Below are 26,561 nucleotides of genomic sequence, written 5' to 3' on the forward strand. Positions count from 1 at the left end.
GGGGCTACGCGTGGTCGGCTTCCTGGTAGATGCCCGCCATCCAGGACTCGACGTCGTCGGCCTTGCGGGGGAGCGCCGCGCTGAGGTTGACCGGTCCGTCTGCCGTCATCAGGATGTCGTCCTCGATCCGGACGCCGATGCCGCGGTACTCCGCGGGAATCGCGAGATCCTCGTTCTTGAAGTACAGGCCGGGTTCGATGGTGAACACCATTCCCGGCGTGAGGACGCCGTCCAGGTAGAGCTCCCGCTTGGCCTGGGCGCAGTCATGCACGTCGAGGCCCAGGTGGTGGCTGGTGCCGTGCGGCATCCAGCGGCGGTGCTGCTGGCCCTCGGGGCTGATGGCCTCCTCGACGGACACGGGCAGCAGGCCCCATTCGGCAAGCCGTTCGGCCAGTACGGTGGTGGCGGCCGTGTGGATGTCGCGGAACTTGGTCCCGGGCCGGGCTGCGGCGAAGCCGGCCTCCGCTGCGTCCAGGACGGCTTCGTAGACCTTCCGCTGGATGTCGCTGAACGTGCCGTTGGCGGGCAGGGTGCGGGTGACGTCGGCGGTGTAGAGGGAATCAGCCTCAACGCCTGCATCCAGCAGCAGCAGTTCGCCGGCGTTGACTTTGCCCGTGTTCCGCGTCCAGTGCAGGACGGTGGCGTTGTTGCCCGAAGCGGCGATGGTGTCATAGCCGAGCTCGTTGCCCTCTTCCCGGGCACGGGCGAAGAAAGCGCCTTCGACGACCCGTTCGCCGCGCTGGTGCGTCAGCGCGCGGGGCAGCGCCTTGACCACCTCGGCAAACCCTTCCACCGTGGCCGCCACCGCAATCTTCATCTGCTCGATTTCCCAGGAGTCCTTGAGCAGCCGGAGCTCGGAGAGGGCTTCCGTGAGCTTCTCATCGAGGGCATCCAGCACGCCCAGGTCCAGGTTGTCCGGGTCCTTGGCCGTGTTGTAGCGGGCCGTGTCCACGAGGGCGTCGATGTTCTCGTCCACCTTGCGCACCAGGCGGATGGAAATGCCGCCGATTTCGGGGGCGCCCACGTTCTTGGTGATGGCGAGTTCGAGCTGGTCGATGTGGGCCGTGGCGAGGCCCAGCCTCCGCTCGAACTCAGCGAGCGTGGGGCGGGCGCCGATCCAGAATTCGCCGGAGCGGGAGTCTGCATAGAACTGTTCGGTGTCCCGGCCGGCCAGGGGCCGGAAGTACAGCGTGGCGCGGTGGTTCCCGCCGTCGTCGCCCTTTCCTTCTTCAACAGGTTCCAGGATCAGCACGGCATCGGGCTCATGGTCCAGGCCCAGGCCGGTCAGGTGCGCGAAGCCGGAGTGCGGCCGGAAGCGGTAGTCGCAGTCATTGGAGCGGACCTTCAGCGGCCCGGCGGGGACCACCAGGCGTTCGCCTTTGAACAGGCCCGAAATGGCGCGACGCCGGGCGGCGGCGTGGTCGGCCACGGCATCCCGATCGGGGAGCTCTTGTGCCGAGGGCGCCCAGTTGCTGGCCATAAAGGCCTTGAAGGCGTCGGAACTGGGCCGCTGCGAGCGGTTGTTGACGCGCTCTTCGAGGGGCTGGGTAGCTGTCGTTTCACCGTTGTAGGTGTTGTCTGCATCGTTCACCGTCCCATCGTCTCACCAGCGGCGTGGCCGGGGCCACCGAGCACTGCGCCCGCCACCGGCCGGTACCGCACCGGCAACCGGCCGGTACTGCACCGGCCACCCGCGGCGGGCATCTACTAGGCTGGGCAAGTGAGGATTGATCTGCATGCGCACTCGAACGTTTCCGACGGCACGGAGCCGCCTGCAACGGTGATGGCGTCCGCCGCAGCGGCGGGCCTGGACGTGGTGGCCCTGACCGACCACGATTCCACCGACGGCTGGGCCGAGGCCTCGCTCGCGGCCCGGGCCGAAGGGATTGCGCTCGTGCCGGGCATGGAAGTCTCCTGCCGGACCGACGAAGGGATCAGCGTCCATCTCCTCAGTTATCTCCATGATCCGTCGCACCCGGGCCTGCTGGAGGAAATCACCAAGGCCAAGGACGCGCGCCTCACCCGGGCCGAACGCATGGTTACCCTCCTGGCCGAGGACTACCCGCTGACCTGGGACGACGTCATCCACCACGTAGCACCCGGCGCTACGCTCGGCCGGCCGCACATTGCCGACGCCCTGGTGGCCGCCGGAGTGGTCGCAGACCGGACCGAAGCCTTCGCCTCGATCCTGACCTCCCATTCCCGGTACTACGTCCAGCACTACGCCCCGCATCCGGCCGTCGCCGTGGCCCTGGTCCGGGCGGCGGGCGGCGTGCCGGTGTTTGCCCACCCGGTGGCGTCCGCACGCGGCCGTGTGGTGGGCAGGAGCACGTACCTGGAAATGATCGACGCCGGACTGGCCGGACTGGAGATCGAGCACCGCGACAACCCGGAAGACGGCCGGGCCTACCTCCGGACGCTTGCCGAGGAACATGGCCTGCTGATCACGGGCTCCTCCGACTACCACGGCACCGGCAAGCCCAACGTGCTGGGCGAGAACCTGACCTCGCCCGAGGTCCTGGCGAGGATCGAAGAGCAGGCGACCGGAACCGCCGTCGTGCGTCCGTGATGTGACCCGAGAATCCCAAGTAGGTAGCAGCAGGTGTCGTTTTGGAGGCTCAAAACGACACCTGCTGCGACCTAGTTGGGCGGGAAGGACGTGAACGTGGCCTGGGCGCTGAGGCGCTTGGTCATGACGTCGATGGCGGGCTGGTTCTGGTCCACGCAGACGAATTTCCGGCCGAGCTTGGCGGCCACCGCGCCCAGGGTGCCGGAGCCCGCGAAGAAGTCCAGGCACCAGTCGCCCGGCCGGCTTGAAGCAGCCACGACGCGACGGATCAGGCCCTCGGGCTTCTGCGTCGGGTAGCCGGTCTTTTCCTTGCCGGTGGGGGAGACGATGGTGTGCCACCAGACGTCCGTGGGCAGCTTGCCGAGCTCCCGCTTTTCCGGAGTCACCAGCCCGGGCGCCATGTAGGGTTCGCGGTCCACTTCAGCGCTGTCGAAGTGGTACTTGGACGGGTTTTTGACGTACACCAGAATGTTGTCGTGCTTGGTGGGCCAGCGGAACTTGGCACGGGCGCCGTAGTCGTAGGCCCAGATAATTTCGTTCAGGAAGCATTCGCGGCCGAAGATGGCGTCCAGCATCACCTTGGCGTAGTGCACTTCCCGGTAGTCCAGGTGGAGGTAGAGGGTGCCGTCGTCGGCCAGCAGCCGCCACGCTTCCACGAGCCTGGGTTCCAGGAACGACCAGTAGTCGCTGAAGGCGTCGTCGTATTTGTGCAGGGCGCCTTTGATCGTGTCATAGGAGCGGCCCTTGAAACCCACGCGGTCGCCGCCGCCGTCCGCGTTCCGCACCATGGTGGTCTGCTGCCGGCTCTGGGCGCGGCCGGTGTTGAACGGCGGGTCGACGTAGATGAGTGTGAAGGCGCCGTCCGGCAGCGTGGGGAGGTACTCGGCGTTGTCCGCGTGTACCACCAGGTTGCTGCCGTCCGGCGCCCAGACGGTGTCAGTCATTGAGGGGGTTAGGCCTCGGCGCCGCTTGGTTGCGAGTCGCCGCCGGCAACCACCTCGCCGTTGCGGCGGCGGGTGCGGGTCCGGCGCCGGGCCCGGGTTGCCCGGTCCACCTCGGCCGGGGCGCTGGCTGAAGCTGCCCGTGCCGAGACGGGGGCCTGGGCCGGAGCCTCGGCCGGGGCGGCGGCGTCCGTTTCGGCGGGACGACGGCGGCGCTCACCCGAGCGTCCGCCGGCTTCGGCGCCACTGCGGCGCGGGGTCCTGCTGCCGGTGCGGCCGCTGTCGCGCCCGCCTCCGGTGTTTCCGCCACGGGCGGTGTCCCGGCCGCTGTCCCTGGAGCTGCTGCGCCCCGGCTTCTTGCCGGTCTCTCCCAGGTCCTCCAGGACTTCGGCGTCGACGCCGGCAAGGACGCGCTTGTCGCGGGGCAGGCGGCCCTTGGTGCCTTCGGGGATGTCCAGCTCTTCGTAGAGGTGCGGCGAGGAGGAGTAGGTTTCCACCGGCTCCGGGTAGCTCAGGCCCAGCGCCTTGTTGATCAGGCCCCAGCGGGGCATGTCGTCCCAGTCAACGAAGGTCACAGCAGTGCCCTTGTTGCCGGCGCGGCCGGTGCGGCCCACGCGGTGCAGGTAGATCTTTTCGTCCTCCACGCACTGGTAGTTGATCACGTGCGTGACGTCGTCGACGTCGATGCCGCGGGCGGCGACGTCGGTGGCCACCAGGACGTCAACCTTGTTGTTGCGGAAGGCACGCAGTGCCTGTTCGCGGGCGCCCTGGCCGAGATCGCCGTGGATGGCGGCGGCGGCGAAGCCGCGGTCCACCAGTTCCTCGGCCACCTTGGCGGCGGTGCGCTTGGTCTTGGTGAAGATGATGGTGCGGCCGCGTCCGCGGGCCTGCAGGATGCGGGCGACGACCTCGACTTTGTCCATGCTGTGGGCGCGGTAGATCAGCTGGCGGATGTCGCGCTTGGTGAGGCCCTCGTCGTCCGGGTCAGCAGCACGGATGTGGGTGGGCTGGGTCATGTAGCGGCGGGCCATGGCGATGACCGGGCCGGGCATGGTGGCCGAGAACAGCAGGGTCTGGCGGACGGCCGGGGTTCCGGCGATCAGCGTCTCGACGTCCGGCAGGAAGCCGAGGTCCAGCATTTCGTCGGCCTCATCGAGGATGACGATCTTGACGTTCTTCAGGCTCAGGTGCTTCTGCTTGTACAGGTCGATCAGGCGGCCGGGGGTACCGACAACAACTTCGACGCCCTTTTGCAGGGCTTCCACCTGCGGCTCATAGGCGCGGCCGCCGTAGATGGTGGCAATGCGGGCATTGCGCTTTTTCGCGGCATTTTCCAGGTCCTTGGCCACCTGGACGGCGAGTTCGCGGGTCGGAACGATCACCAGGGCCTGCGGGGCGCCCGGGACGGCCAGCTTGTCGAATCCGGGGTCGTCGCGCCCCACCACGCGCTGCAGCGCGGGGATGCCGAAGCCCAGGGTCTTGCCGGTACCGGTCTTCGCCTGGCCGATGATGTCGTGGCCGGCGAGGGCCACGGGCAGGGTCATCGCCTGGATGGGGAAGGGGTGGGTGATTCCGGCGTCGGCCAAGGACTCGACGATGTCGGCGCGGACGTTGTAGTCGGCGAAGGTTTTTTCCTCGATCTCGTGCGGTTTTTCGTCCGAGATGATGGTCTCTTCCGGCTCGATCGATTCGGTGCCGGTGTCGTCGGTCAGAAGTTGGTGCGTGTGCAATTCACTCACAGGGGAGTTTCCTTATTCATTTGGGCATTGGCGCTGCTTGCTCAACGGGGCCGGCCGCAAGGCCGTTCCGGAGCACGCTCAGGCGCGCAAGCAAATCCAGTGGAAGCCGATCGCGGGCTATCTAAATGCTGGCACTGGGGACCAACGGGTGTATCTCAAGATCGCGTAGGGGCGGGCTTGTTGAATTCAAAAATCATGGAAATCAACGACCGGGCATCCATTACTACCCCTTCAGTCTAGCTGTTGACCGCAACCATCACCGACTGACGCCCCGGGCACGGCCCATAGTCAATCCTCAATCACTCCACCAGCTCCAGCCGGATCTCGCGTGTGTCGATGTCCGAGGAGATCAGCCTGACCCGGACAGTGGTGCCGGATTCGAGTTCGCCGGGGCACCTGGCCGTCACCGCGGGGTCCGCGATCTGGATGATGCCGGACGGTCCGTTGCCGTTGCCGTTGCCGCCGCCGTTTCCGTTCGTCTTGCCCGGTTTGGACCCGGAGATGACCACGGCGTCGAACTCCTGCCCGATGTGGTTGACGAGGAGGGCGGCCTCCACCGTATCCAGGGCCAGCCGCTCCATCCTTGCTGCCAGCTGGTCCGAGGCCGCCATGATCTCCGGCAGGGACGGCAGGGCGTCACGGGCCCAGCCGGGAACAGCGGTCCGGTTGCTCAGGGCCTCACAGATCACGAGGACAAAACGGTCAATCAGGCGCCGCAGCGGGGCCGTGGTGTGCGCGTAGGCAGCTCCGATTGCGGACTGGATGGCGTCCTTCGGCACGGTGCCGTCGAAGGGCGTATAGCCGGCGCCCCGGAACAACATGCCGGCGGAGTGCAGGATGGCCAGCTGCCGGGGGTCGGTGGGATCAAGGGAGCGCAGGTATTCCCCGTAGCTGGCCCGGCCGTCCCAGGGCTTTCCGAGCGCGTTGGTCTGCCGCTTGAAGTGCAGGAGCGAGCGTTCATCGGGGGACGGCATGGTCCGCAGGATGCCCACTTTGCCTTCGAGCATGAGGTCCGCCGCGGCCATGCCGGTCATGAGGGAGATCTGGGCGTTCCAGTCCTCCACCGGAAGGGACGGGGCAGCCACAATGCGGTAGCCGCCGTCGGGCAGCTGTTCGATGTCCTGTTCCGGCATGTTCAGGCTGGCTCCGCCGCGCAGCCTCTCCAGTTCCACCCGCTTGAGCCCTACTTCCTTGAGCAGTTGCAGGACGGGGGCGGCAGTGCCGGCGTCGAGTTCGGCCTGGACGCCCTTGTAGCTGAGCTTGGCACGGCTCCGGATTTTGGCGCGGCGCACCAGCACCGACTGCACGCGGGCTGCTTCGTCCAGGTCGAACTCCCAGACGAAAGCGGAGCACAACTGGCCGGCCAGCAGGCTGCCTGCCTCTTCGCTGATGACTTCCGGGTGCAGCGGAATCCGCCCGTCCGGGGCGTAGAACGTCTGCCCCCGGCGGCGGGTTTCGGCATCCAGCGCCCCGCCCGGTGCCACAAAGGACGGCACATCGGCGATGGCGTAGAACACCTTGTATCCGTCGCCGGACCGCTCGATGAACAGGGCCTGGTCCAGGTCCGTGGACGACGCCGGATCTATGGTCACAAAGCCCACATCCGTAAGGTCCAGGTCCGGCATTTTGTGTTCCGCAATGGCCGCCAGCGCATCCTGCAGGACATCGTCAGGGAAAGGCCCCGGCAGTTCCAACTCCGTGCGGAGCGCGTTCAGCGCGTCGGCCAGCCGGTTGGTCTGTTCGTGGACACTTGGAGTCAGGCGATGATGGGACACGAAAGTCAGGTTAGCTCCATTTCCGCCATTAGTCTTGGACGATGAGCTCAACCTCGGCTGACACTGCTCGCTACAACCGCTTCGTCACAGACCTGTTCGGAATGATGGCCTACGGCGAGCTGTCGGCCTTTGAGCGTTTTGCCGCCGACGCGCGCTATTCACCCACCCTCCACGACCGTGCCGTGCTCGGCAGGATCGCCGTAGTGGAGTTCCGGCACTACGAACTGGTGAGCGCCAGGCTCGAGGCCAGGGGGTTCGACGCCGAGGACGCCATGTTGCCGTTCCAGCCGGCAGTGGACTATTTCCACTCGCGGACACGCCCGGCCGACTGGTTCGAATCGCTGATGAAGGCCTATGTCATCGACACGGTCTCCGCCGACTTCTACCGGGCCATCTCACACTACGTCGACGCCGATACACGGGAGCTCATCGAACAGATCCAGGCCTCCGATGAAACGACGGAGGTTCTCCGCGACCGGCTCAAGGGCGCCCTCGCCGATGATCCCAGGCTCGCCTCCAGGCTGGCGCTTTGGGGCAGGCGGCTGCTGGGCGAAGCCCTGACCCAGGCACAGCGCGTCAGCTACGAGCACGCGTTCCCCGGAAACCTGATCGGCGGTGAGGACACCGCCGCGGCGAAGGAGCTGGTCAGCGGCCTGATCGCCGGGCTGGCGGAAAACCACTCCAAGCGGATGACGCAGCTCGGACTGACCGGGTAGTCAGGATGCGCCGGCGTCGAGCGCTTCGAGCAGTGACCGCGCGGCTGCGGCGGGGTCGTCAGCCTCGGTGATGGCGCGGACCACCACGATCCGCTGCGCCCCTGCAGCCACCACCTGCTCGACGTTGCCCAGGTCAACGCCGCCGATGGCGAACCACGGGACCGTGGTCCCGCCTGCTGTTTCGTTGCCGCTGGCCCGGGCCGCGTAGCGGACCAGGTCGAGGCCGACGGCGGCCCGGCCCGGCTTCGTGGGCGTGGCCCAGACCGGCCCCACGCAGAAGTAGTCCAGCCCGCCGGTACCGCGGGAGGCGGCCACCGCGGCGTCGATCTGTTCGGTGCCGTGCGTTGACAGGCCGATTACGGCGTCGTTGCCGAGGAACTTCCGGGCAGCCGCCAGCGGAAGATCCTTCTGCCCGATGTGCAGCACCGGTGCGCCGGAGAGCGAGGCGACATCCGCGCGGTCGTTGACCGACCAGAGGCGTCCGTGGCGGCGCGCAACGGACTGCAGCACATCAAGAAGCTCGAGTTCTTCGGCTGCCTCCAGGTTCTTGTCGCGGAGCTGGATGATGTCGACGCCGCCGGCGTAGGCGGCATCGACGAAGTCTTCGAAGTCGCCGCGATCCGTGCGGGCGTCGGTGCAGAGGTACAGGCGGGCGTCAGTGAGGAGAGCTTGCTCGGTCATGGCACCAGCCTAGTTCCCCTAAACTGGGGGAGTACCGCGGGAGCCCGCGGCAGCTGTCACAAAGCTGCAGGGCTGAGAGGGCGTCAGAGCCGACCGCTTGACCTGATCCGGTTAGTACCGGCGTAGGGAAGGATGACAATGACCCCGCAATCCCCAACGGGCAGCCCCGCCGCGCGCAGCCGCGACATCAGCGCCGACGTCGCCGTGGTTGGCGGTGGAATCATCGGCCACGGCATCGCCTGGGAGGCCCGGCAGTCGGGCCGGTCCGTGGTGCTCATCGATGACGCGCCCGGCACCGGAGCGAGCTGGGCCGCCGCCGGCATGCTGGCACCGGTCAGCGAACTCCACTACCAGGAGGAGGACCTCCTGGAGCTCATGCTTCACTCCTCCGCGCTGTGGCCCGGCTTTGCCGCGAGCCTTCAACCCCGGGGGAAACCCGGGGAATCCGGCAGCGGCGGCCCGGACACCGGCTACCTCACGACGTCGACCCTCGCCGTGGGTGCCGACGCCGCCGACCGCCGGGCGCTCGCCGACCTGCGCGGCGTCCAGCTGTCGAGCGGCCTCACGGTGGAACCGCTGACTGTCAGGGAGGCGCGGGCACGGGAACCGTTGCTGAGCCCCGGAATCTCCTGTGCCTTCGACATCCCGGCGGACCACCAGGTGGATCCCCGCAAGCTCCTTGCCCTGATCGCCGAGTCGCTGGCAGGTTCCGCCGTGCGCCGGCGGGCGGACGGCCTGCTGTGGGCGGACGGGCGGGTCAGCGGCGTCAGCCTGGCCGGGGGAGGTGCGGTGCATGCCGGGGAGACGATCATTGCCAACGGGCTGGAGTCTGCGGCCCTCAACGGGTTGCCGGCGGGACTGAAGCTGCCCCTCCGCCCGGTGTACGGCGACATCCTGCGCCTTCGGGTCCCCGCCTACCTGCGGCCGCTGCTGACATCCACCGTCCGCGGCATGGTCCATGGGGTTCCCGTCTACATCGTGCCCCGGCAGGACGGAACCGTGGTGATCGGGGCCACCCAGCGTGAAGACGCCCTCCCGGGGGCAGAGGCTGCCGGCCTTGGAACCGAACACGCAACGCCGGCCCGTTCAGCTGTTTCCGCCGGCGGCGTCTACCAGCTGCTCCGTGACGCGCAGGTGCTGGTTCCGGCCGTCGCCGAACTGGAACTCCTGGAAGCCACGGCGCGGGCCCGTCCGGGAACACCGGACAACGCGCCCCTGCTGGGGCGCGTAGCCGCCGCGGGAACCGGCGGCGACGTCGAGGGGTTGATCATTGCCACCGGGTTCTTCCGGCACGGTGTCCTGCTCACTCCTGCGGCGGGGTCCATCTGCAGGCAGCTCATGGACGGCAACGCCGATCCCCGCTGGGCGCCCTTCCGGCCCGACCGGTTTTCCGTCCCCTCGCCGACGCCGGGAACGCCGGCAGCGCCACTGAACATCGTCACAATTGACCCGAACAAGGAAACAGCATGAACATCACTCTGAACGGCACCGTCCATGCGGTGGAGGACGGCGCGTCCGTCACCACCCTCATCAGCCAGGTCACGGGCAGGAACCTCGCCCCCAGCGGGCAGGCCGCCGACGGTCGGAAACTGGGCGTCGCAGTGGCCCGGAACTCCGAGGTGGTGCCGCGCAGCCAGTGGTTCGTCACGGCGCTCGCCGAGGGCGACGACGTCGAACTCGTTACCGCAGTACAGGGAGGTTGAGCATCATGGCAGGAACTACGGTTGCCGGCGCGGCAGGGACCGCACAGCACACGGCGGACCCCTTCATCGTGGACGGTGTCCACCTGGGATCACGGCTGATCATGGGCACCGGCGGCGCGCCCAGCCTGGACGGCCTGGGGGCGGCTCTAATCGCGTCGGGCACGGAGCTGACCACCGTGGCCATGCGCCGCTACTCCCCGGCGGAAACGGGTTCGCTGTTCCAGCTCCTGGTGGACCACAACATCAGGGTGCTGCCCAATACGGCGGGCTGCTTCACGGCACGCGACGCCGTCATGACTGCGGAACTGGCGCGGGAAGCCCTGGAAACGGACTGGGTGAAGCTTGAAGTGATTGCCGACGAACACACCCTCCTGCCGGACGCCGTTGAGCTGGTGGACGCCACCGAACAACTGGTCAACCGCGGGTTCAAGGTGTTCGCCTACACGAATGACGATCCCGTGCTGGCCCTGCGGCTGGAGAACCTCGGAGCCACGGCCGTCATGCCGCTCGGATCGCCCATCGGCACCGGCCTGGGCATCCTGAACCCGCACAACATCGAGCTCATCGTTTCCAGGGCATCCGTTCCCGTGGTGCTGGACGCCGGCATCGGTACGGCGTCCGACGCGGCCCTGGCCATGGAGCTGGGCTGCGACGCCGTGCTGCTGGCGACCGCAGTGACCCGGGCGCAGAACCCGGCGATGATGGGAGAGGCCTTCAAACACGCTGTCATCGCCGGTAGGCTGGCGAAGGCGGCCGGCCGGATTCCGCGCCGCGAACACGCCCTTGCCTCGTCCGCCATGGAAGGCCGGGCGGAGTTCCTGTAGCAGTCCGAACCATGCAAGGAGCCAGCGGTGACCGGCAAGGAAGATGTTCTGACCCGAGCCCGGATCGACGCCGCCCTGGCGGACCTGCCCGACTGGAGGTACCGGCTGGGCGGCCTGGTGACCGTTTTCAAGACGCCGACGGCGGCCGGAGCGCTTGACCTGATTGCCGCCGTCGGGCGCCTTGCTGAGGAACAAAACCACCACCCGGACCTGGACTGGCGCTACAACAGGGTGTTCATCCGCTTCACCTCGCACGACGCCGGCACGGAGGTGACGGAGCGTGACGTCGCCGCAGCTGCGGCCGTGAGCCTGGCGGCCGCTGCGGCCTCGGCGGCCGTGGAACCCGGCTTGTACCGGACGGTGGAGATCGCCATCGACACGGCAAACCCCGACGAGATTTCCGAGGTGTGGCGGACTGCCCTTGGCTACCGGAAAGGCCGGTACGGCGACCTGGTTGACCCCTACGGCCGCGGCCCCGGAGTCTGGTTCCAGCAAACGCCCGCCCCGAACGAGAACCGCTTCCACCTGGACATCCACCGCAGCAAGGCGGAATCCGGCCCGGCACTGGAGAAAACAGCCGCCACAGGGGCCTTAATGAACCGTGACCACGCACCCAACTGGGTGGTGGTCACGGATGCTCAGGGAAACCGGCTGTGCCTCTGCACCGAGGAAGGGCACGAACCGGATCTGTAGCTCCGGCTAGAGCCTGAGGGCGGCCGTCAGCTGCCTCGTGTCATGCAGGGTGCGCTTGCGGCCCAGGTACACCGCGGCGGCGAGTGCCGCCCCGGTGCCCAGGACCATGGGCAGAACCCACGGAATCCACGTCAGGCCGGGCTGGTAGCCAAGCCCCGCTGCCATGAAGATGATCCAGCTCAGCATCCCCACGGCGACGGAGACGCCCGGCGGCATGGCGATGCCGTACTTCGCGTGGCGCCGGTCGTTGGCCCAGACAACAAAGCCTGCGGCAGCGGTGACCAGGGCCACGATGACCAGGGAAAGCATTTTCGGCGAACTCCTTGCTGCGGGGCGGGTTGGGCTAAGCGGGGGCCTAGAGCTGGCCGAAACCGACGCGGCGGGCTTCTTCTGCCCCGATTTCGACGTAGCCCAGGACGTTGGCGGGAACGATGACCACACGGCCTTTTTCGTCAGCCAGGCGAAGCTCGGAGCCCTTGGCGATGGCTTCCTCGACGAGCTTTGCAACAGCGTCAGCATCCTGAGCCGATTCCAGCACAATTTCGCGGCCGATGTTCTGAATGCCGATCTTTACTTCCACAGCGAGGCCTCCCAGCCAATCAAAGTTCTAAAGGTGTTCTCTATTTGTAGTCTAGGTTTCCTTGGGAAAGCGGGAGATTCCGCGCCAAGCTAAACGATAGATCAGGTCGCTGGCCACATCGAGGTCCAGGTTTCCGTCGGTTTCGAGCCAGTAACGCGCGCTGACCTGCGCCATTCCGGCGAGTCCGCGCCCCAGCAGCTGGGCCTCCAGCATGGGGAGCTTGGTGTCCTCGGCGATGACCCGCGCGATGGCATCGGCAAAAGCCTTGTTGAATGTTTCGAGCCTGGAGCTGACGTCGCTGTCATTAATCAGGTCTGATTCGAAGACCAGGCGGTGTGCCTGGTCGTCACTGGCAATAAAGCGGTAATAGGCCCGCATGACCGCCTGGACACGTTCGTCGTTGTCGTCGGTGGAATTCAGCGCCCCCATCATCAACTCGGTCAGGGCACTGAGGTGGCTGTCCAGCAGGGCGAGGTAGAGCTCGCGCTTGGAAGGGAAGTGCTGGTACAGCACCGGCTTGCTGACGTGGGCCGTTTCCGCGATCTCGTCCATGGCCGCACCGTGGTAGCCGTTGGCCACGAAGACTTCCTGCGCGGCGGCCAGCAGCTGGGCGCGCCGTTCGTCACGCGGAAGCCGCGCTGAACGCGCACCGCCGGTGCGCGCCTGTCCCGCGGCTGCCTTCCCGGCCTGTGTCCGATCAACCGGTGCATGATGAACCACTGTTGGCCTTCTTTCGATTGCAGTTACCTACACTTTACGCGCGGGTAATATGACCTGGCGGCATCTTCGGGCATACATTGAAGTATGGCTTCCACGTTCACCGCAACTCCTGTCCCTGCAACCCTGGATCCCCTCGTGGAACCGGCGGATGCCCTGACCGCCGAAGAGGTGGAGCGCTACTCCCGCCACCTCATCATTCCCGAAATCGGCACGCTGGGCCAACGCAGGCTCAAGAACGCCAAGGTCCTGGTTATCGGTGCCGGCGGCCTGGGCTCGCCGGCCTTGCTTTATCTTGCCGCTGCGGGCGTGGGAACCTTGGGAATCATCGACGACGACGCCGTGGACCTGAGCAACCTGCAGCGCCAGGTCATCCACGGGGTTGCGGATGTGGGAAAGCCCAAGATCGAGTCAGCCCGCGACTCCATTGCCGCTCTGAACCCCCTGGTGGAGGTTCAGCTCCACAATGTCAGGCTGGACGCCTCGAACGCGCTGGAGCTGTTCGCCGGCTACGACCTCATCCTGGACGGCGCCGACAATTTCGCCACCCGCTACCTGGTCAATGACGCCGCCGCCATCCTCGGCAAACCCTACGTCTGGGGCTCGATTTTCCGCTTCGACGGCCAGGTCAGCGTGTTCTGGGAGAAGTACGGCCCCACCTACCGCGACCTCTACCCGGAGGCGCCGCCGGCCGGCTCGGTGCCTTCCTGCGGCGAGGGCGGCGTGTTCGGGATGCTGTGCGCCGCCGTCGGCTCGCTCATGGTCACCGAGGCAGTCAAGCTGATCACCGGCGTCGGGCGCTCCATGCTGGGGCGCGTTGCGCTGTTCGACGCCCTCGGCGGAAGCTGGCGGGAGATCAGGGTGGCACGCGACCCGGCCGCCGAGCGCATCACGGAACTCACCGACTACGAGGCCTTCTGCGGAATAGTTCCGGAGGCTGAGACTGCCAAGGAAGACACTGTGACGGCCCCGCAGTTGGCCACCATGCTGGCCTCGCGCAAAGCCGGCCTGAAGGATTTCGAACTCGTGGACGTCCGCGAGCCCGGCGAGCATGACATCGTCAGCATCGATGGCTCCGTCCTTATCCCGCAGGGCACGATCCTGGCGGGGGAGGCGTGGGCCCAGCTGCCCCAGGACAAGGACATCGTGTTCCACTGCAAAGCCGGGACGCGCTCAGCAGCTGTCCTGGCAGCCGCGCGCAAGGCAGGCTACCAGCGGGTCAGCCACCTCGACGGCGGCATCCTTGCCTGGGTCCGGGAAGTGGAGCCTTCCAAGCCGGTGTACTGACCGGACTCTGAACACGCTTCTGACCAAGCCTGAACACGCTTCTGACCAGCCGCGCCACCGCACACCGAGGAAGGCCCAGCAATGAACCAGGACACAAACAGGACCCCGCAACACAAGACCGGCTCCGGATTCGGCAAGGAGTCGACCGCCGCTGAAGTCATTGCCGGCATCGACCTCACCGGCAGGACTGCCATCGTCACGGGCGGGTACTCCGGACTGGGGCTGGAGACGGTCCGGGCACTGGTGTCCGCCGGCGCCCAGGTGCTGGTGGGCGCCCGGAGGCCCGGCCATGCGCGGGAAATCCTGGAAGGGGCCGGAATACACTTCGCACTGCCAGCCGGGGCGGAAGGCGGAACCGTAAGTGTCGGCGCGCTGGACCTGGCGGACCTGGCGAGCGTGACAAGCTTTGCGGACAACTTCCTGTCCGCGTCCGGGGAATCAGGCGCCGGCCTGGACATCCTCATCAACAACGCCGCCATCATGGCCAGCCCCGAGCACCGGGTGGGCCCGGGCTGGGAGTCGCAGTTCGCCACCAACCATCTGGGCCACTTTGCCCTGACCAACCTGCTGTGGCCCGCGCTGGCCGCCGGACGGGGCGCGCGCGTCATCTCACTCTCGTCCACCGGGCATAAGCTCTCGCCCATCCGTTTCGACGACATCAATTTCGACACCGGCTACGACAAATGGAAGGCCTACGGCCAGGCCAAGACGGCCAACTCCCTCTTCGCCGTACACCTGGACTTCCTCGGACGGGATGCCGGGGTTCGGGCCTTCGCCGTGCATCCCGGCGGCATCATGACGGAACTGCAGCGCCACCTGCCACGCGAGGAAATGGTGGCCGCCGGCTGGATGGACCAGGACGGCAACGTCGATGCCCGGTTCAAGACCCCGGCACAGGGCGCCGCAACGTCAGTGTGGGCCGCCACGTCCCCGGCGCTGGAGGGCATGGGCGGGGTCTACTGCGAGGACTGCGACATCGCCGAACCCACCCGGACGGGAAGCCCTGAAGCCCGGATCAGGGGAGTGGATGCGCACGCGGTGGATCCGTCGGATGCTGCACGCCTGTGGACGCTCTCGGCGGAGATGACGGGGATAAACGCCTTCGGCTGACGCCGGGGCGGCCGGAAGCCTTGGGCTAGGCGGTTTCGCGCCGGATGTCGGCGGACGCGGGGCCGGCCTGGCCGTGGTCCACGGGGCATTCGGCTGCCGGGGCAGCGGCGGGCTGCTCAACGGTGATGCCGTACAGCGCATCAAGGGCCGCGATGTATTGTTCCTGCTGGCCGTTGGAGGCAAGCTCCCGCGCCCGGACCGTGGGGACGTGCAGCAGCTGCTTGACCATCCGGCGCAGGGCGAACTCGACTTCCTCGGCGGCGGCCGTGCAGCCATGGCGTGCCCGGACCTTTTCCATTTCGGCGTCGAGGACGTTCATGGTGTGGCGGCGCAGCGCGACGATCGCCGAGTCCACGGACCTGGCCTCGCGCTCCTGCTCGAACGCTGCGGCCGCGCCGGTGACGATGCCGCTGGCCTGCGCCAGGGATTCGGCCTGCTCCTGGGGAGCAGCGAGCCGCACGGATTCGAGCGTCAGCAGCTCCACGCCGTCGAGCTCTCCCACTGCGGGGTCGAAATCATGGGTGAGCGCCAGGTCGATGGCGATCAGAGTCTGGGGTGAGCCGGCGCGGACACGGGCGAGTTCGTCCGCTTCCACGCGGGTATCGGAGCCGCTGCACCCGATCATGACGTCCGCCGCGGCCACCGCGGTGGGAAGCGAATCGGAGTCGAGGGCCTTGCCGCCGCGCGTGGCGACGAAGGCTTCGGCGCGTCCGGAGGAGGAAAAGACGGAAATGTCCGTGCACCCGCGTTCACGGAGCAACGACATGGTGGCGCCCGCGTAGGCGCCGGTCCCGAAGACCACGGCTTTCTTGGCGGACCAGTCGGGGTCCTCGGAAAGGTCGGTGGCGAGATCCAGGGCCACCGAGACGATGGACAGTCCGCGGGATCCCAGGGCCGTCTGCGCACCGACGTCCTTGGCGGTCTTGGATGCTGCCTGGAAGAGCCGGACGAGGCCTGAACTGGCAGTGCCTTCATGCTGGGCGGTGATGAGTGCCCGGCGAACCTGCCCGGCGATTTCGCGTTCGCCGACCACAGCCGAGTCCAGGCCGGAGCTCACGGCGAAAAGGTGCTGGCTGACTTCGCCGCCGGTGCGCGTGTTGAATGAGCGGGAGACCAGTTGCTCGTTGAGTCCGGTGCGTTCACTGATCTGGGCAACTAGGGCGGCGCGTGCCGCTTCCACGTCATCCGGATGAGGCGCTTCACCATAAATTTCGAAGCGGTTGCAGGTGGCAAGCACCACCGCACCCGTCACTGCCGGCGACCCGGAGAGTGCGGATGTAGCAAGCTCGGAAGCACCGGTGCTCAGTTGAGCAACGGTCTCGAGGTCGATGTCGGCGTGTGTAGCCACCAATGAAAAAAGAACCACAGCATCACAATCATAGCTTTTACGTCACGGCGTAGAACAACAAAGCGCAGTGGCGAACCCCACGGCGGCCTGTGATTCCTGCCACGGAAGGCGCCGGCCGGGACCGGATGACAGCCTGTCGTTATCTTTTCCGCGCGACTTTAGGGACAATCGGAGTCATGACTTCAAGCGCTGCAACGTCCAACGGAACGGTCTCCGACGCCCCGTTCACCGATGCCACCCTGGATGCAGGACACCCGCTGATGGACGGCCGCACGGCTGATTCGCCGCTCATCACCGCCTACCGCGGCGGTAAGCCGAGCCGTCGGCCCGTCTGGTTCATGCGGCAGGCCGGCCGTTCCCTGCCGGAATACCTGAAGGTGCGCGAAGGCGTGGCCATGCTGGATTCCTGCCTGCGCCCCGAGCTGGCCTCCGAGATCACGCTGCAGCCCGTGCGCCGGCACGACGTCGACGCCGCCATCTTCTTCTCGGACATCGTGATTCCGTTGAAACTGGCCGGCGTGGGCGTGGACATCGTTCCGGGCGTTGGTCCGGTCCTGGACAAGCCGGTCCGCACTGCCGCGGACGTCGCGGCGCTCCCGAAGCTGACCTGGGAAGCGCTGGAGCCGATCCGGGAAGCCGTCCGCCTTACCGTTGCCCAGCTCGGCAAAACGCCGCTGATCGGTTTCGCAGGTGCGCCCTTCACCCTCGCCGCGTACATGGTTGAAGGCAAGCCCTCCCGCGACCACCTCGGCCCGCGCACCATGATGCACGCCGACCCCGAAACCTGGACCGCCCTGGCCAACTGGGCTGCCGACGCCTCGGGCATGTTCCTGCGCGCCCAGCTGGAAGCCGGTGCTTCCGCAGGCCAGTTGTTCGACTCCTGGGCGGGCTCGCTGGGGCTGGCCGACTACGAACGCTTCGTGGCCCCGGCCTCTGCCCGTGCGCTGGACCACGTCCGCCACCTCGGTGCGCCGCTGATCCACTTCGGCACCGGAACCTCCGAGCTCCTGGTGGCCATGCGCGACGTCGGCGTCGACGTGGTGGGCGTTGACTACCGGCTGCCGCTGGACGAAGCGAACCGCCGGCTGGGCGGGACCGTCCCGCTGCAGGGCAACATCGACCCCGCCCTGCTGTCAGCTCCGTGGTCAGTCCTCGAAGCGCACGTCCGGGAGGTCATCCGGGCCGGGTCTGCCGCCCCCGGCCACGTCCTGAACCTGGGCCACGGCGTGCCGCCGGAGACCGACCCTGACGTCCTGACGCGAGTCGTCGAACTTATTCACTCGATTTCCCCGGAGTAAATGGTGAGCGCAGCCACGCCGGAAGCGTCCGTTCCTACGGCGGTGGTGGTGGGAGGCGGCGTTTCAGGCCTGCTCGCCGCCCTTGAGCTAGCCAAAACCGGCAGGCACGTCACCGTCCTGGAAGCCACTGAAGCCTGGGGCGGCTGCGTGGGCAGCCATGTGGTGGGCGGCCTGACGCTGGACAGCGGAGCGGAGTCCTTCGCCACCCGTTCAAGCGCCGTAGCGGACCTCGCGGCGGAACTGGGCATCGCCGGCAGTATCGTGGCACCCCATCCTGGCGGCGCCTGGGTCCAGCTCCCCGAAGGCGCGCGTGAACTTCCCAAAACCGGCGTCCTGGGCATTCCGGCCAGCCCGTGGGATCCCGAAGTGCGACGGACGCTGGGACTGGCCGGCTCCCTCCGGGCTTCACTGGACAGGTTCCTGCCGGCTTCCGCGGGCACCCGCGCGGGCATCATGAGCGTCTCGGCCCTGGTCCGGCAGCGGATGGGCCGCCGCGTCCTGGAGCGGCTCGTCGAGCCCGTGGTGGGCGGCGTACATTCCGCTGATCCCGCGCTCCTCGACGTGGACATGGTGGCGCCCGGACTCCGCGACGGAATCAGGGCCCACGGTTCCCTGGCTGCCGCCGTCGCCGCCCAGCGCCGGGGCACCCCGGCGCAGGGCAGCAAAGCGGGATCCGCCGTCGCCGGCCTCCACGGCGGCATGCACACAATGATCAGCGCCCTCGTGGCGGAGCTGCGCCGGCGCGGCGTCACGCTCCTGACCGGAACCCCGGCAGGGGCGGTGGCCAGGACGGCTGACGGTTGGCGGGTTTCGGCCGGGGACCAAACGTACGAGGCCGGCCTGCTGGTGGTGGCCCTTGACGGCCCGTCCGCCGTGGGACTGCTGCAGGACGCCGTGCCGGACCTTGGCGGCCACCGCCCGGCTGCCGGTCCGGACGTAAAGCTTGTGACACTAGTTGTTGACCTCCCGGAACTCGACCGCCGGCCACGGGGAACGGGCATCCTGGTGGCCCCGCAGACACCCGGCATCGAGGCCAAGGCATTGACCCACGCCACCGCCAAGTGGGACTGGCTGGCGGCCGCAGCGGGGCCGGGCACCCACGTCGTCCGGCTGTCATACGGCCGGGGTGAGCAGCTCCCTGAAGACGGTCCCGCCGCTCCGGTCGGCGCCGGCTCCCGCGCGGGTGGCCATGCCCTGCTTGATGCGGCCTTACGGGATGCGTCGGCCCTGCTGACAGTGCCTGTCACAGCCGATGACGTGCTCGACTGGGACGTGGTCAGCTGGGGCGGAGTGCTGCCGTTCGCAGCCGTGGGCCATCGACAGCGGGTGGCGGAAGTCCGCCGGGTGTGCGCTGCTGACGGAAGGCTCGTCATGGTGGGCGGGTGGCTGGCGGGCAACGGCCTGGCGGCCGTCGTCGCCGACACCAAAAAACAGATCGCGGACAGCCTCCACTAGCCCGCGAGTACCGCCTGCAGGGCTACTTTGCAAGTTTCTAATGGCACGTTTTTCTGGCTAGGGTCGATGACTATGGTCATTCAGAAGTCCGAAGAAACTCGAACGCTGACTGGTTTCCATGGGGGTCTTCGGCGCGGCACGGCAGCAGCGGCGCTCGGAGCGGTACTAGTCCTTTCCGCAGGTGTTCCTGCATCCAACGCTGTGTCCCTCGTTCCGGCTCCGGACACCACAGATGGCGCTGACGCCGCCACGACGACGTCCGTGGAAGCCGGTGTTCCCTCGCTGGATATCTGGGCCTCCGTGGTCCTGGGACCCAAGGGTGATCCCACCCGCCCGTCCGCACCGGGCTCCGGCAAGCAGACGCCGCCCGGACAACGGACGCAGCCCACACCGTCACCGTCTCCGACGACCGACCCGGTGACGCCTTCACCGTCGCCTGACCCGGAGACGCCGTCGCCGTCGCCGTCTCCCTCCGAAAGCAGCGCGCCGTCGGGCACGCCGGCACCGGCACCGGCACCGGCTCCCGCAGGCGGAGCCGCAGGGCCGTCCACCGGTCCCGCCCAGGCGCCGGCCGCGCCTGTTCCCGCCACCGGCGCGGCCCCGGCCGGCACTCCCGGGGCGCCAAGCCCGTCGCTGCCCGGAACTGCCGCACCGGCCGCTCCGGGAACGGCAGGAACCGCTCCCGGCACCTCCGCCAAGATACCGGCCACCGGCGCGGCGTCGCCGGCGACCGGCAGCCGGGCTGCAGGGCCGGCGGCCACCGCTACCGCGTCGGCGTGGACCACCACGAACAGGTACGGTCCTGCCAACATGGCCATGTTGACCTCGGCAGGCGTCCTGCCGCTGTCCGGACCCGGCTACGGCGTCTCGAGCGCACCGGTCATGAGGTCCGCCGTGAGCGTCTCGCCGATGGGCGAAATGTCTCCCCAGGTCTGGTGGGGTGCCGGGCTGGTAGCGCTGGCCTGCGCCGCCGGGGTGGCCTACGTGCGGATGCGCCGGATCTGAGCCCGCTGCGGGCTGAAGGGGCTGTGAAATTAAGCACTTCTACGCGTTGTAGAAGAGTTCGGTTTCGACTTAGGCGGCACCGGAGGGCAGACTGGTAACTATGAGCCACACTTCTGCCGAATCTGTCAGTAAAACCGAATCAGTAGCCGGAAAATCAGCAGCCGAAGAAACAGAGCAGTTCTTCACCCTCTGGACGGTTTTCAAGCGCTCCTCGGACGTCCAGCGCAGCGCCGACGCTGCCGTCGAATTCGAAGCCCTGCTGGGCCGCCTTGCGGACGCGGGGGTTGTCCACCGCGGCAGCTACGACGTTTCGGGCATGCGTGCAGATGCGGACATCATGGTGTGGCTCCACGGCCCCAAGCCCGAGGCGCTGCAGCAGGCCGTCCGCGACATCCGCCGCAGCAGCCTTTTCGCAGGCACTGAGATCGTCTGGTCGGCCATGGGTGTGCACCGCGAGGCCGAATTCGCCAAGAACCACACCCCCGCGTTCTCCCGCGGCGTGGAACCCGCCGAGTGGCTCTGCGTGTACCCGTTCGTCCGCTCCTACGAGTGGTACCTCCTGCCGGAGGCCGAGCGCGGCGCCATGCTGCGCGACCACGGACTGCTGGGCCGCGACTTCCCGCAGGTCATCTCCAACACCGTTTCGTCGTTCGCCCTGGGCGACTGGGAATGGATCCTCGGCCTCGAGGCCCCCGAACTGGTGGACCTCGTGGACCTGATGCGCCACCTGCGCGCCACCGAGGCCCGGCACCACGTCCGTGAAGAAATCCCGTTCTACACCGGCCGCCGGGTCACCGCCGGGGAAATCGCCGAGGTCCTCGCATGAGCCCGCTCGAAGCGCAGGGCCCGCCTGCCGCCGGCACCGCCGTTAACCCGGTCACCGAAGCCGGCCGGATGGCGCCAAAAGAGTACGACGCCGTCCTCCTCGCCTCCTTCGGCGGCCCCGAAGGCCAGGACGACGTCATCCCGTTCCTGCGCAACGTCACCCGCGGCCGCGGGATCCCGGACGAACGGCTCGAAGAGGTCTCGCACCACTACCGCGCCAACGGCGGCATCAGCCCGATCAACCAGCAGAACCGGGCGCTCAAGGCCGGTATCGAAGCCGAACTTTCCGCCCGCGGCATCGACCTCCCCGTCTTCTGGGGAAACCGGAACTGGGATCCTTACATCCCGCAGACCCTGCAGGACGTGTACGACGCCGGCCACCGCAAGGTCCTGATGGTCACCACGAGTGCCTACTCGTGCTACTCCAGCTGCCGCCAGTACCGCGAAGACATCGGCCTCGCACTGACCTCGACCGGCCTGGACGGAAAGCTGGAAGTGGACAAGGTCCGCCAGTACTTCGACCACCCGGGCTTCGTGGAACCGTTCATCGAAGGCACAGCCGCCGGCCTGGCCGACGTCCGCGCCCAGCTGGCCGCCGCCGGCACCCCGGACGCACCCGTCCACATTCTCTTCGCCACCCACTCCATTCCCACGCGGGACGCCGAAGCCGCCGGACGTTCGGAGGACGAGCCGCGCCAGTTCGCCGAAGGCTCGGCCTATGTGGCCCAGCACCTGGCATCCGGCGCCGAGGTCATCCGCCGGGTCGAGGAGGAAACCGGTGACACGGCCCCGTGGTCGCTCGTTTACCAGTCCCGCTCCGGAGCCCCGCACGTTCCGTGGCTCGAGCCGGACATCAACGACGCCATCGAGGAACTCGCCGGCCAGGGCGTCAAGGGAATCGTGATCGTTCCCCTGGGCTTCGTCAGCGACCACATGGAGGTTGTCTGGGACCTGGACACCGAAGCGCTGGAGACCTGCCGGAACCACGGCCTCGCCGCAACCCGGGTGCCCACCCCCGGCACCCACCGCAAGTTCGTGGGCGGCATCGTGGACCTGATCTGTGAGCGCACTGCCGCGAACAACATTGCCGACCGGCCCCACCTGACCGACCTCGGCCCCTGGTACGACGTCTGCCGCCCCGGCTGCTGCGCCAATTTCCGGGGCGAGAAGCCCACCATCGCGGGAGCGGACACCACCGTCGGTACGGGCCACGACCCCTACCCCTCGGACCCTGCTGCCGCGCCGGCTGCCCGGGCGGCGGGACAGGAATCGCTGTGACAGTGCGTATCGGGACGCGCGCCAGCAAGCTGGCGCTCACCCAGACCCAACAGACCGCGGACCAGCTTGCCGCCATCGGCGGTTTCCCGGTGGAACTCGTGCACATCAGGACCGACGGAGACGTCCTGACCGGCTCGCTCTCGCAGATGGGCGGCACGGGTGTGTTCGTTGCGGCCTTGCGCGATGCGCTGCTGCGGGACCAGTGCGACGTTGCCGTGCACTCGCTCAAGGACCTGCCCACCGGAGCCGCTCCGGGGCTGACCCTTGCTGCGACGCCAAAGCGCGTGGACGTCCGCGACGTGCTCTGTGCCCGCGACGGTTTCAAGCTGGCCGACCTGCCGCAGGGCGCCCGGGTGGGTACCGGATCCCCGCGCCGGGCGGCGCAGCTCCGCGCAGCCCGTCCCGACCTGGACGTCGTGGACATCCGCGGCAACGTGGACACCCGCCTGGGCCGTGTCCCCGGCCTGCCGGGCAACCTTACCGACGCCGTGGTGGACGGAAAATCCTGCGACCTCGACGCCGTTGTGCTGGCGGCTGCCGGCCTTGAGCGCATCGGCCGGCTGGACACCATCAGCGAATACCTCGAAACGGACGTGATGCTTCCGGCCGCCGGCCAGGGCTCACTGGCCATCGAGTGCCGCACCGCTGATGCGCCGCGGAAACCCGGGTCCACCGAGGGCTCCCAGGGGCCGCTGGCGCAGGCGCTGGCAGCGCTCGATGACACGGACACCAGGCTGGCGGTTACGGCTGAGCGGGCACTCCTGGCCCGGCTGGAGGCGGGTTGCGCGGCCCCGGTGGGCGCCTACGCGTTCCGCAAGGGAAGCATGCTGTACCTGGAGGCCGCGGTCTGCGCGGTCGACGGGAAAGCCTCCGTCCGCGACAAGCGGGCAACAGACGGGCTCACCGAGGTGGGCGCCACGCTTCTGGGCATTGAACTTGCCGAGGTGCTGCTGGCGGCCGGCGCAGCCGATATCGCGGACCTTGCCGCTTCCTGAACCGGCGGAGCCCGCCACATGATGGGACGGCCATGATGGGACGGCGCAGCGCCCGCCGCGCTGAGGGCGACCCGGGGCCGCGGGTGCTGGAGGGTGCCCGGGTCCTGGTCACCCGCAGCCCCGACCGGGCAGCGGCGCTCCTCGCGGCCCTGCGGGAAACCGGCGCCGAACTGTTGCTGCTGCCGCTGATCGATTTCGAACGGGCCAGGGACCTGCATTCCCTGGAAGTCGCCTTCGATGCCTTGGGCGCGGGTGCCTACAGCTGGGTGGTGATCAGCAGTGTCACCACCGTGCAGGCGCTCGAGGAACTCGCCCGGGAACGGGGCAGCACGCTGAGCCAGTGGCTGCCCGGCTCCGTCCAGGTGGCCACCATCGGGCCTGCCACACGGCACGAACTCGAGTCCCGCGGGGTCGCCGTGGACCTTGCCCCCGCCCGGCTTCAGTCCGGCGTCGGGCTCCTCGACATCTGGCCGCAGGGCCCGGGCAGCGTCTTCCTTCCGCAGGCGGACATTGCGGACGGCAGGCTCGCCGACGGCTTGGAAGCACTCGGTGCCAGCGTCCAGGCCGTGACTGCCTACCACACGGTGGATTATCCGGCGGATCCGGCCCGCAGTTTCACGCCGGAGGAGCCCGCCGCCGTGACGCAGCCCGGAGCTGAAGTGCTGACTCCCGCCGAAGCGAAAGCCGAGCTTGCCGCCGGGCGGCTGCACGCCGTCGTCGCCGCTTCGCCCAGCGCTGCCCGCCGCATCCATGCCGGACTGTCGCCGCTGGGGGACTGCCGGTTCGTGGCGATCGGGCGTTCGACGGCGGCTGAGGCCGCATCGCTGGGGCTGCCGGTGGCCGCCGTCGCCGAGGAACCAACAGCGTCCGGCCTGGTGTCCGCCGTCGTCCAGGCGCTGGCACCAGGACATTCCACACCACCGCCCGCCCCTGAGACCCACGTGAAGGACAGAACATGAGCTTCCCGACCCATCGCCCCCGCCGGCTCCGCACCACCCCGGCCATGCGCCGGATGACGGCCGAACACCGGCTGGCGGCGCCCGAGCTGATCCTTCCCGCGTTCATCCGGGAGGGGCTCACGGAACCCAACCCGATAGCGTCCATGCCTGGCGTGGTGCAGCACACCACCGATTCCCTGAAGAGGGCTGCCGCCGAGGCCGTGGAGCTGGGCGTCGGCGGCATCATGCTCTTCGGCATTCCGGCCGAACGCGATGCGCGCGGCACCGCATCCCTGGACCCCGACGGCGTGCTCAACAAGGCGATCCGGGACGTCCGCGCGGAGGTGGGCGATGACCTGGTGGTCATGAGTGACGTCTGCCTGGACGAATTTACCGACCACGGCCACTGCGGCGTCCTCGACGCCGACGGGTACGTGGACAACGACGCAACGCTGGAAATCTACGCGGCGATGGCTGTGGCGCAGGCCGACGCCGGAGCGCACATGCTGGGCCCGTCGGGAATGATGGACGGGCAGATCGGCGTCATCCGGCAGGCACTGGAGGACGCCGGACACACGAACACGGCTGTGGTGGCATACGCCGCAAAATACGCCTCTGCGTTCTACGGCCCCTTCCGGGAAGCTGTGGATTCGCAGCTCAAGGGGGACCGGCGCACGTACCAGATGGATGCCGCCAACCGCCGCGAAGCCATCCTTGAAGTGGAGCTGGACCTCGCCGAAGGCGCCGACCTGGTGATGGTCAAGCCCGCCATGAGCTACCTCGACATCCTCGCCGACGTGGCCGCCATGAGCACCGTGCCCGTGGCCGCGTACCAGATCTCGGGGGAGTACTCCATGATCGAGGCTGCCGCCGCCAACGGCTGGATCGACCGCCGCGCTGCCATCACCGAATCGGTCCTCGGCATCAAGCGGGCCGGCGCCAACATGGTCCTGACCTACTGGGCGTCCGAGCTGGCCGGCTGGCTGAAGGAGTCGAAATGAGCGACAGCCCCACGGCCCCTGTCGGCCCGGGGAAGGTCCTGCTCGGGCTGAACACGTTCGGCGACGTCGGGTCCTACCCCGACGGGCACCCGGTGCCGCACGCGCAAGTGCTGCGCCAGCTGCTGGAACAGGCGGAGCTGGCGGACGACGTCGGACTCCACGCCTTTGGCGTGGGGGAGCACCACCGCCGGGACTACGCCGTCTCCGCCCCCGAGGTCTTCCTCGCCGCCGCCGCGGCGCGCACCAAGCACATCCGGCTGGGATCCGCGGTGACCGTGCTGAGTTCGGATGACCCCATCCGCGTCTTCCAGCGTTTCTCCACGGTGGATGCCATCTCCAACGGCCGCGCCGAAGTCATGCTGGGCCGCGGGTCCTTCATCGAATCGTTTCCGCTGTTCGGCCTGGACCTCGCCGACTACGACGTGCTGTTCGAAGAAAAGCTGGAACTCTTTGACAAGGTCCGTGCGCAGAAGCCCGTTCACTGGGAAGGGCGCACCCGTCCGGCCATCAACGGGCTGAGCGTCTATCCGCCGCTGGAACACCACCTGCTGCCCGCCTGGATCGGCGTGGGCGGAACCCCGGAGTCCGTGCTGCGCTGCGCGGAATACGGCTACCCCATCATTTTCGCGATCATCGGCGGCGAACCGCGTTCTTTCGCCCCGCTGGCCAACCTGTACCGCGAGGCCATGGCCAAGTACGGGCATCCGATGCAGCAGGTGGCCACGCACTCGCCCGGGCATGTAGCCGAAACGGACGAGGAAGCCCGCGAGGAGTTCTTCCCGCACTGGCTGGACCTGCGGAACAGGATCGGAGCCGAACGCGGCTGGGGACCGGGAAGCCGGCGGGAATTCGATGCCATGTGCACCCCCGAAGGCGCGCTCTACGTGGGATCGCCGGAAACGGTGGCGCGGAAGATCGTCCTGCTCAAGCAGAACCTGGGGGTGGACCGTTTCGACCTCAAGTACAGCAGCGGCTCCCTGCCGCACAAGGCCATGATGCGGTCCATCGAGCTGCTGGGCACCGAGGTGGCGCCCCGTGTGGCCACGCTCCTGTCCGGGCATGCACCCGCAAACTGAAAGAATA

26 protein-coding genes and 1 riboswitch are annotated in these 26,561 nt (G+C 68.1%); of the genes, 17 read left to right on the top strand and 9 right to left on the bottom strand.

Translation table 11 applies throughout. The features are described from left to right. Positions 1 to 4: 4 nt before the first annotated feature. Positions 5 to 1,591: an aminopeptidase P family protein gene (locus PV761_RS06570; protein WP_347895328.1), complete on the bottom strand. Its 1,587-nt coding sequence runs from the start codon at positions 1,589 to 1,591 to the stop codon at positions 5 to 7. A 129-nt stretch (positions 1,592 to 1,720) separates the two neighbouring features. Here PV761_RS06570 and PV761_RS06575 point away from each other — a divergent pair, with 129 nt between their 5' ends. Beyond that, positions 1,721 to 2,569, top strand: a complete 849-nt coding sequence (locus PV761_RS06575; RefSeq protein WP_347895330.1) for a PHP domain-containing protein — start codon at positions 1,721 to 1,723, stop codon at positions 2,567 to 2,569. A gap of 71 nt (positions 2,570 to 2,640) precedes the next feature. Here the strand turns inward: PV761_RS06575 and PV761_RS06580 are convergent, their stop codons facing one another. The 3 genes from PV761_RS06580 to PV761_RS06590 form a co-directional block, all read right to left on the bottom strand. After that, positions 2,641 to 3,513, bottom strand: coding sequence for a site-specific DNA-methyltransferase (locus PV761_RS06580; RefSeq protein ID WP_028269419.1), 873 nt, complete (start codon positions 3,511 to 3,513; stop codon positions 2,641 to 2,643). 8 nt (positions 3,514 to 3,521) lie between these two features. Next, a complete protein-coding gene (locus PV761_RS06585; protein ID WP_347895333.1) occupies positions 3,522 to 5,249 on the bottom strand; it encodes a DEAD/DEAH box helicase in 1,728 nt (575 codons plus the stop codon). A 299-nt stretch (positions 5,250 to 5,548) separates the two neighbouring features. Further along, positions 5,549 to 7,024: an RNB domain-containing ribonuclease gene (locus PV761_RS06590; protein WP_347895335.1), complete on the bottom strand. Its 1,476-nt coding sequence runs from the start codon at positions 7,022 to 7,024 to the stop codon at positions 5,549 to 5,551. 41 nt (positions 7,025 to 7,065) lie between these two features. On the opposite strand from PV761_RS06590, the gene PV761_RS06595 reads away from it, so the two are divergent. Then, entirely contained in the window at positions 7,066 to 7,740 is a 675-nt protein-coding gene (locus PV761_RS06595; RefSeq protein ID WP_347895337.1) for a ferritin-like fold-containing protein, read from the top strand. Here the strand turns inward: PV761_RS06595 and thiE are convergent, their stop codons facing one another. Beyond that, positions 7,741 to 8,421 (bottom strand): thiamine phosphate synthase, encoded by a 681-nt coding sequence (gene thiE, locus PV761_RS06600; protein WP_347895339.1) that lies wholly within the window; start codon positions 8,419 to 8,421, stop codon positions 7,741 to 7,743. Between the two features lie 26 nt (positions 8,422 to 8,447). Next, a riboswitch (TPP riboswitch) is annotated at positions 8,448 to 8,567 on the top strand. Between thiE and thiO the strand changes: the two genes are divergently transcribed. The 4 genes from thiO (at position 8,554) to PV761_RS06620 (ending at position 11,641) form a co-directional block, all read left to right on the top strand. Beyond that, positions 8,554 to 9,891, top strand: coding sequence for a glycine oxidase ThiO (gene thiO / locus PV761_RS06605; RefSeq protein WP_347895341.1), 1,338 nt, complete (start codon positions 8,554 to 8,556; stop codon positions 9,889 to 9,891). It overlaps the preceding riboswitch by 14 nt. Continuing rightward, positions 9,888 to 10,124, top strand: a complete 237-nt coding sequence (gene thiS / locus PV761_RS06610) for a sulfur carrier protein ThiS (RefSeq protein WP_028272578.1) — start codon at positions 9,888 to 9,890, stop codon at positions 10,122 to 10,124. The genes thiO and thiS overlap by 4 nt, the downstream gene beginning before the upstream one ends. Before the next feature lie 5 nt (positions 10,125 to 10,129). Then, positions 10,130 to 10,948 (top strand): thiazole synthase, encoded by an 819-nt coding sequence (locus PV761_RS06615; protein ID WP_028272579.1) that lies wholly within the window; start codon positions 10,130 to 10,132, stop codon positions 10,946 to 10,948. 27 nt (positions 10,949 to 10,975) lie between these two features. Next, the gene (locus PV761_RS06620; protein ID WP_347895344.1) at positions 10,976 to 11,641 is read left to right on the top strand and encodes a 4a-hydroxytetrahydrobiopterin dehydratase; all 666 of its coding nucleotides are present in this window, start codon (positions 10,976 to 10,978) and stop codon (positions 11,639 to 11,641) included. A gap of 6 nt (positions 11,642 to 11,647) precedes the next feature. Here the strand turns inward: PV761_RS06620 and PV761_RS06625 are convergent, their stop codons facing one another. The 3 genes from PV761_RS06625 to PV761_RS06635 are packed head-to-tail and all read right to left on the bottom strand — an operon-like array spanning position 11,648 to position 12,941. Beyond that, a complete protein-coding gene (locus tag PV761_RS06625; protein WP_028272580.1) occupies positions 11,648 to 11,950 on the bottom strand; it encodes a hypothetical protein in 303 nt (100 codons plus the stop codon). Between the two features lie 46 nt (positions 11,951 to 11,996). Next, positions 11,997 to 12,221, bottom strand: a complete 225-nt coding sequence (locus PV761_RS06630) for a DUF3107 domain-containing protein (protein ID WP_028272581.1) — start codon at positions 12,219 to 12,221, stop codon at positions 11,997 to 11,999. A 51-nt stretch (positions 12,222 to 12,272) separates the two neighbouring features. Continuing rightward, positions 12,273 to 12,941, bottom strand: coding sequence for a TetR/AcrR family transcriptional regulator (locus PV761_RS06635; protein WP_028272582.1), 669 nt, complete (start codon positions 12,939 to 12,941; stop codon positions 12,273 to 12,275). Positions 12,942 to 13,025: 84 nt separating this feature from the next. Between PV761_RS06635 and moeB the strand changes: the two genes are divergently transcribed. Both moeB and PV761_RS06645 read left to right on the top strand, forming a co-directional pair. Beyond that, positions 13,026 to 14,225 carry a molybdopterin-synthase adenylyltransferase MoeB gene (gene moeB / locus PV761_RS06640; RefSeq protein WP_347895347.1) on the top strand — a complete coding sequence of 400 codons (1,200 nt, stop codon included), beginning with the start codon at positions 13,026 to 13,028 and terminating at the stop codon, positions 14,223 to 14,225. Positions 14,226 to 14,306: 81 nt separating this feature from the next. Further along, complete coding sequence (locus PV761_RS06645) at positions 14,307 to 15,335, top strand: SDR family NAD(P)-dependent oxidoreductase (protein WP_347895349.1); 1,029 nt, start codon at positions 14,307 to 14,309, stop codon at positions 15,333 to 15,335. Positions 15,336 to 15,360: 25 nt separating this feature from the next. On the opposite strand, the gene PV761_RS06650 is transcribed toward PV761_RS06645, so the two are convergent. Beyond that, complete coding sequence (locus tag PV761_RS06650; protein ID WP_347895351.1) at positions 15,361 to 16,701, bottom strand: glutamyl-tRNA reductase; 1,341 nt, start codon at positions 16,699 to 16,701, stop codon at positions 15,361 to 15,363. A gap of 158 nt (positions 16,702 to 16,859) precedes the next feature. On the opposite strand from PV761_RS06650, the gene hemE reads away from it, so the two are divergent. The 9 genes from hemE to PV761_RS06695 all read left to right on the top strand — a co-directional run bounded on the left by hemE (position 16,860) and on the right by PV761_RS06695 (position 26,554). Further along, complete coding sequence (gene hemE / locus PV761_RS06655; protein ID WP_347895353.1) at positions 16,860 to 17,981, top strand: uroporphyrinogen decarboxylase; 1,122 nt, start codon at positions 16,860 to 16,862, stop codon at positions 17,979 to 17,981. 3 nt (positions 17,982 to 17,984) lie between these two features. Then, positions 17,985 to 19,436, top strand: coding sequence for a protoporphyrinogen oxidase (gene hemG, locus PV761_RS06660; protein WP_347895355.1), 1,452 nt, complete (start codon positions 17,985 to 17,987; stop codon positions 19,434 to 19,436). A 66-nt stretch (positions 19,437 to 19,502) separates the two neighbouring features. Further along, positions 19,503 to 20,441, top strand: coding sequence for a hypothetical protein (locus PV761_RS06665; protein WP_347895357.1), 939 nt, complete (start codon positions 19,503 to 19,505; stop codon positions 20,439 to 20,441). 100 nt (positions 20,442 to 20,541) lie between these two features. Beyond that, positions 20,542 to 21,267 carry a hydrogen peroxide-dependent heme synthase gene (hemQ, locus tag PV761_RS06670; RefSeq protein WP_028272589.1) on the top strand — a complete coding sequence of 242 codons (726 nt, stop codon included), beginning with the start codon at positions 20,542 to 20,544 and terminating at the stop codon, positions 21,265 to 21,267. Next, entirely contained in the window at positions 21,264 to 22,544 is a 1,281-nt protein-coding gene (locus tag PV761_RS06675; RefSeq protein WP_347895359.1) for a ferrochelatase, read from the top strand. The genes hemQ and PV761_RS06675 overlap by 4 nt, the downstream gene beginning before the upstream one ends. Continuing rightward, on the top strand, positions 22,541 to 23,539 hold the full coding sequence (gene hemC / locus PV761_RS06680) for a hydroxymethylbilane synthase (protein WP_028272591.1): 999 nt from the start codon (positions 22,541 to 22,543) through the stop codon (positions 23,537 to 23,539). The genes PV761_RS06675 and hemC overlap by 4 nt, the downstream gene beginning before the upstream one ends. A 32-nt stretch (positions 23,540 to 23,571) precedes the next feature. Next, positions 23,572 to 24,498 (top strand): uroporphyrinogen-III synthase, encoded by a 927-nt coding sequence (locus tag PV761_RS06685; RefSeq protein WP_347895361.1) that lies wholly within the window; start codon positions 23,572 to 23,574, stop codon positions 24,496 to 24,498. Beyond that, positions 24,495 to 25,478, top strand: coding sequence for a porphobilinogen synthase (gene hemB, locus PV761_RS06690; RefSeq protein WP_028272593.1), 984 nt, complete (start codon positions 24,495 to 24,497; stop codon positions 25,476 to 25,478). The genes PV761_RS06685 and hemB overlap by 4 nt, the downstream gene beginning before the upstream one ends. Continuing rightward, a complete protein-coding gene (locus PV761_RS06695; RefSeq protein WP_347895364.1) occupies positions 25,475 to 26,554 on the top strand; it encodes an LLM class flavin-dependent oxidoreductase in 1,080 nt (359 codons plus the stop codon). The genes hemB and PV761_RS06695 overlap by 4 nt, the downstream gene beginning before the upstream one ends. Positions 26,555 to 26,561: the final 7 nt, after the last annotated feature.

Origin of the sequence: Arthrobacter sp. CC3 (assembly GCF_039907775.1) — a bacterium.
Taxonomy (GTDB): domain Bacteria; phylum Actinomycetota; class Actinomycetes; order Actinomycetales; family Micrococcaceae; genus Arthrobacter.

What these genes read in the sequence shown, in the direction of transcription:
- PV761_RS06580 (WP_028269419.1), bottom strand. Translation starts at nt 3,513, where the DNA reads ATGACTGACACCGTCTGGGCGCCGGACGGCAGCAACCTGGTGGTACAC.
- PV761_RS06595 (WP_347895337.1), top strand. Translation starts at nt 7,066, where the DNA reads ATGAGCTCAACCTCGGCTGACACTGCTCGCTACAACCGCTTCGTCACA.
- thiE (WP_347895339.1), bottom strand. Translation starts at nt 8,421, where the DNA reads ATGACCGAGCAAGCTCTCCTCACTGACGCCCGCCTGTACCTCTGCACC.
- thiO (WP_347895341.1), top strand. Translation starts at nt 8,554, where the DNA reads ATGACAATGACCCCGCAATCCCCAACGGGCAGCCCCGCCGCGCGCAGC.
- thiS (WP_028272578.1), top strand. Translation starts at nt 9,888, where the DNA reads ATGAACATCACTCTGAACGGCACCGTCCATGCGGTGGAGGACGGCGCG.
- PV761_RS06615 (WP_028272579.1), top strand. Translation starts at nt 10,130, where the DNA reads ATGGCAGGAACTACGGTTGCCGGCGCGGCAGGGACCGCACAGCACACG.
- PV761_RS06625 (WP_028272580.1), bottom strand. Translation starts at nt 11,950, where the DNA reads ATGCTTTCCCTGGTCATCGTGGCCCTGGTCACCGCTGCCGCAGGCTTT.
- moeB (WP_347895347.1), top strand. Translation starts at nt 13,026, where the DNA reads ATGGCTTCCACGTTCACCGCAACTCCTGTCCCTGCAACCCTGGATCCC.
- PV761_RS06645 (WP_347895349.1), top strand. Translation starts at nt 14,307, where the DNA reads ATGAACCAGGACACAAACAGGACCCCGCAACACAAGACCGGCTCCGGA.
- hemE (WP_347895353.1), top strand. Translation starts at nt 16,860, where the DNA reads ATGACTTCAAGCGCTGCAACGTCCAACGGAACGGTCTCCGACGCCCCG.
- PV761_RS06665 (WP_347895357.1), top strand. Translation starts at nt 19,503, where the DNA reads ATGACTATGGTCATTCAGAAGTCCGAAGAAACTCGAACGCTGACTGGT.
- hemQ (WP_028272589.1), top strand. Translation starts at nt 20,542, where the DNA reads ATGAGCCACACTTCTGCCGAATCTGTCAGTAAAACCGAATCAGTAGCC.
- PV761_RS06675 (WP_347895359.1), top strand. Translation starts at nt 21,264, where the DNA reads ATGAGCCCGCTCGAAGCGCAGGGCCCGCCTGCCGCCGGCACCGCCGTT.
- PV761_RS06685 (WP_347895361.1), top strand. Translation starts at nt 23,572, where the DNA reads ATGATGGGACGGCGCAGCGCCCGCCGCGCTGAGGGCGACCCGGGGCCG.
- hemB (WP_028272593.1), top strand. Translation starts at nt 24,495, where the DNA reads ATGAGCTTCCCGACCCATCGCCCCCGCCGGCTCCGCACCACCCCGGCC.
- PV761_RS06695 (WP_347895364.1), top strand. Translation starts at nt 25,475, where the DNA reads ATGAGCGACAGCCCCACGGCCCCTGTCGGCCCGGGGAAGGTCCTGCTC.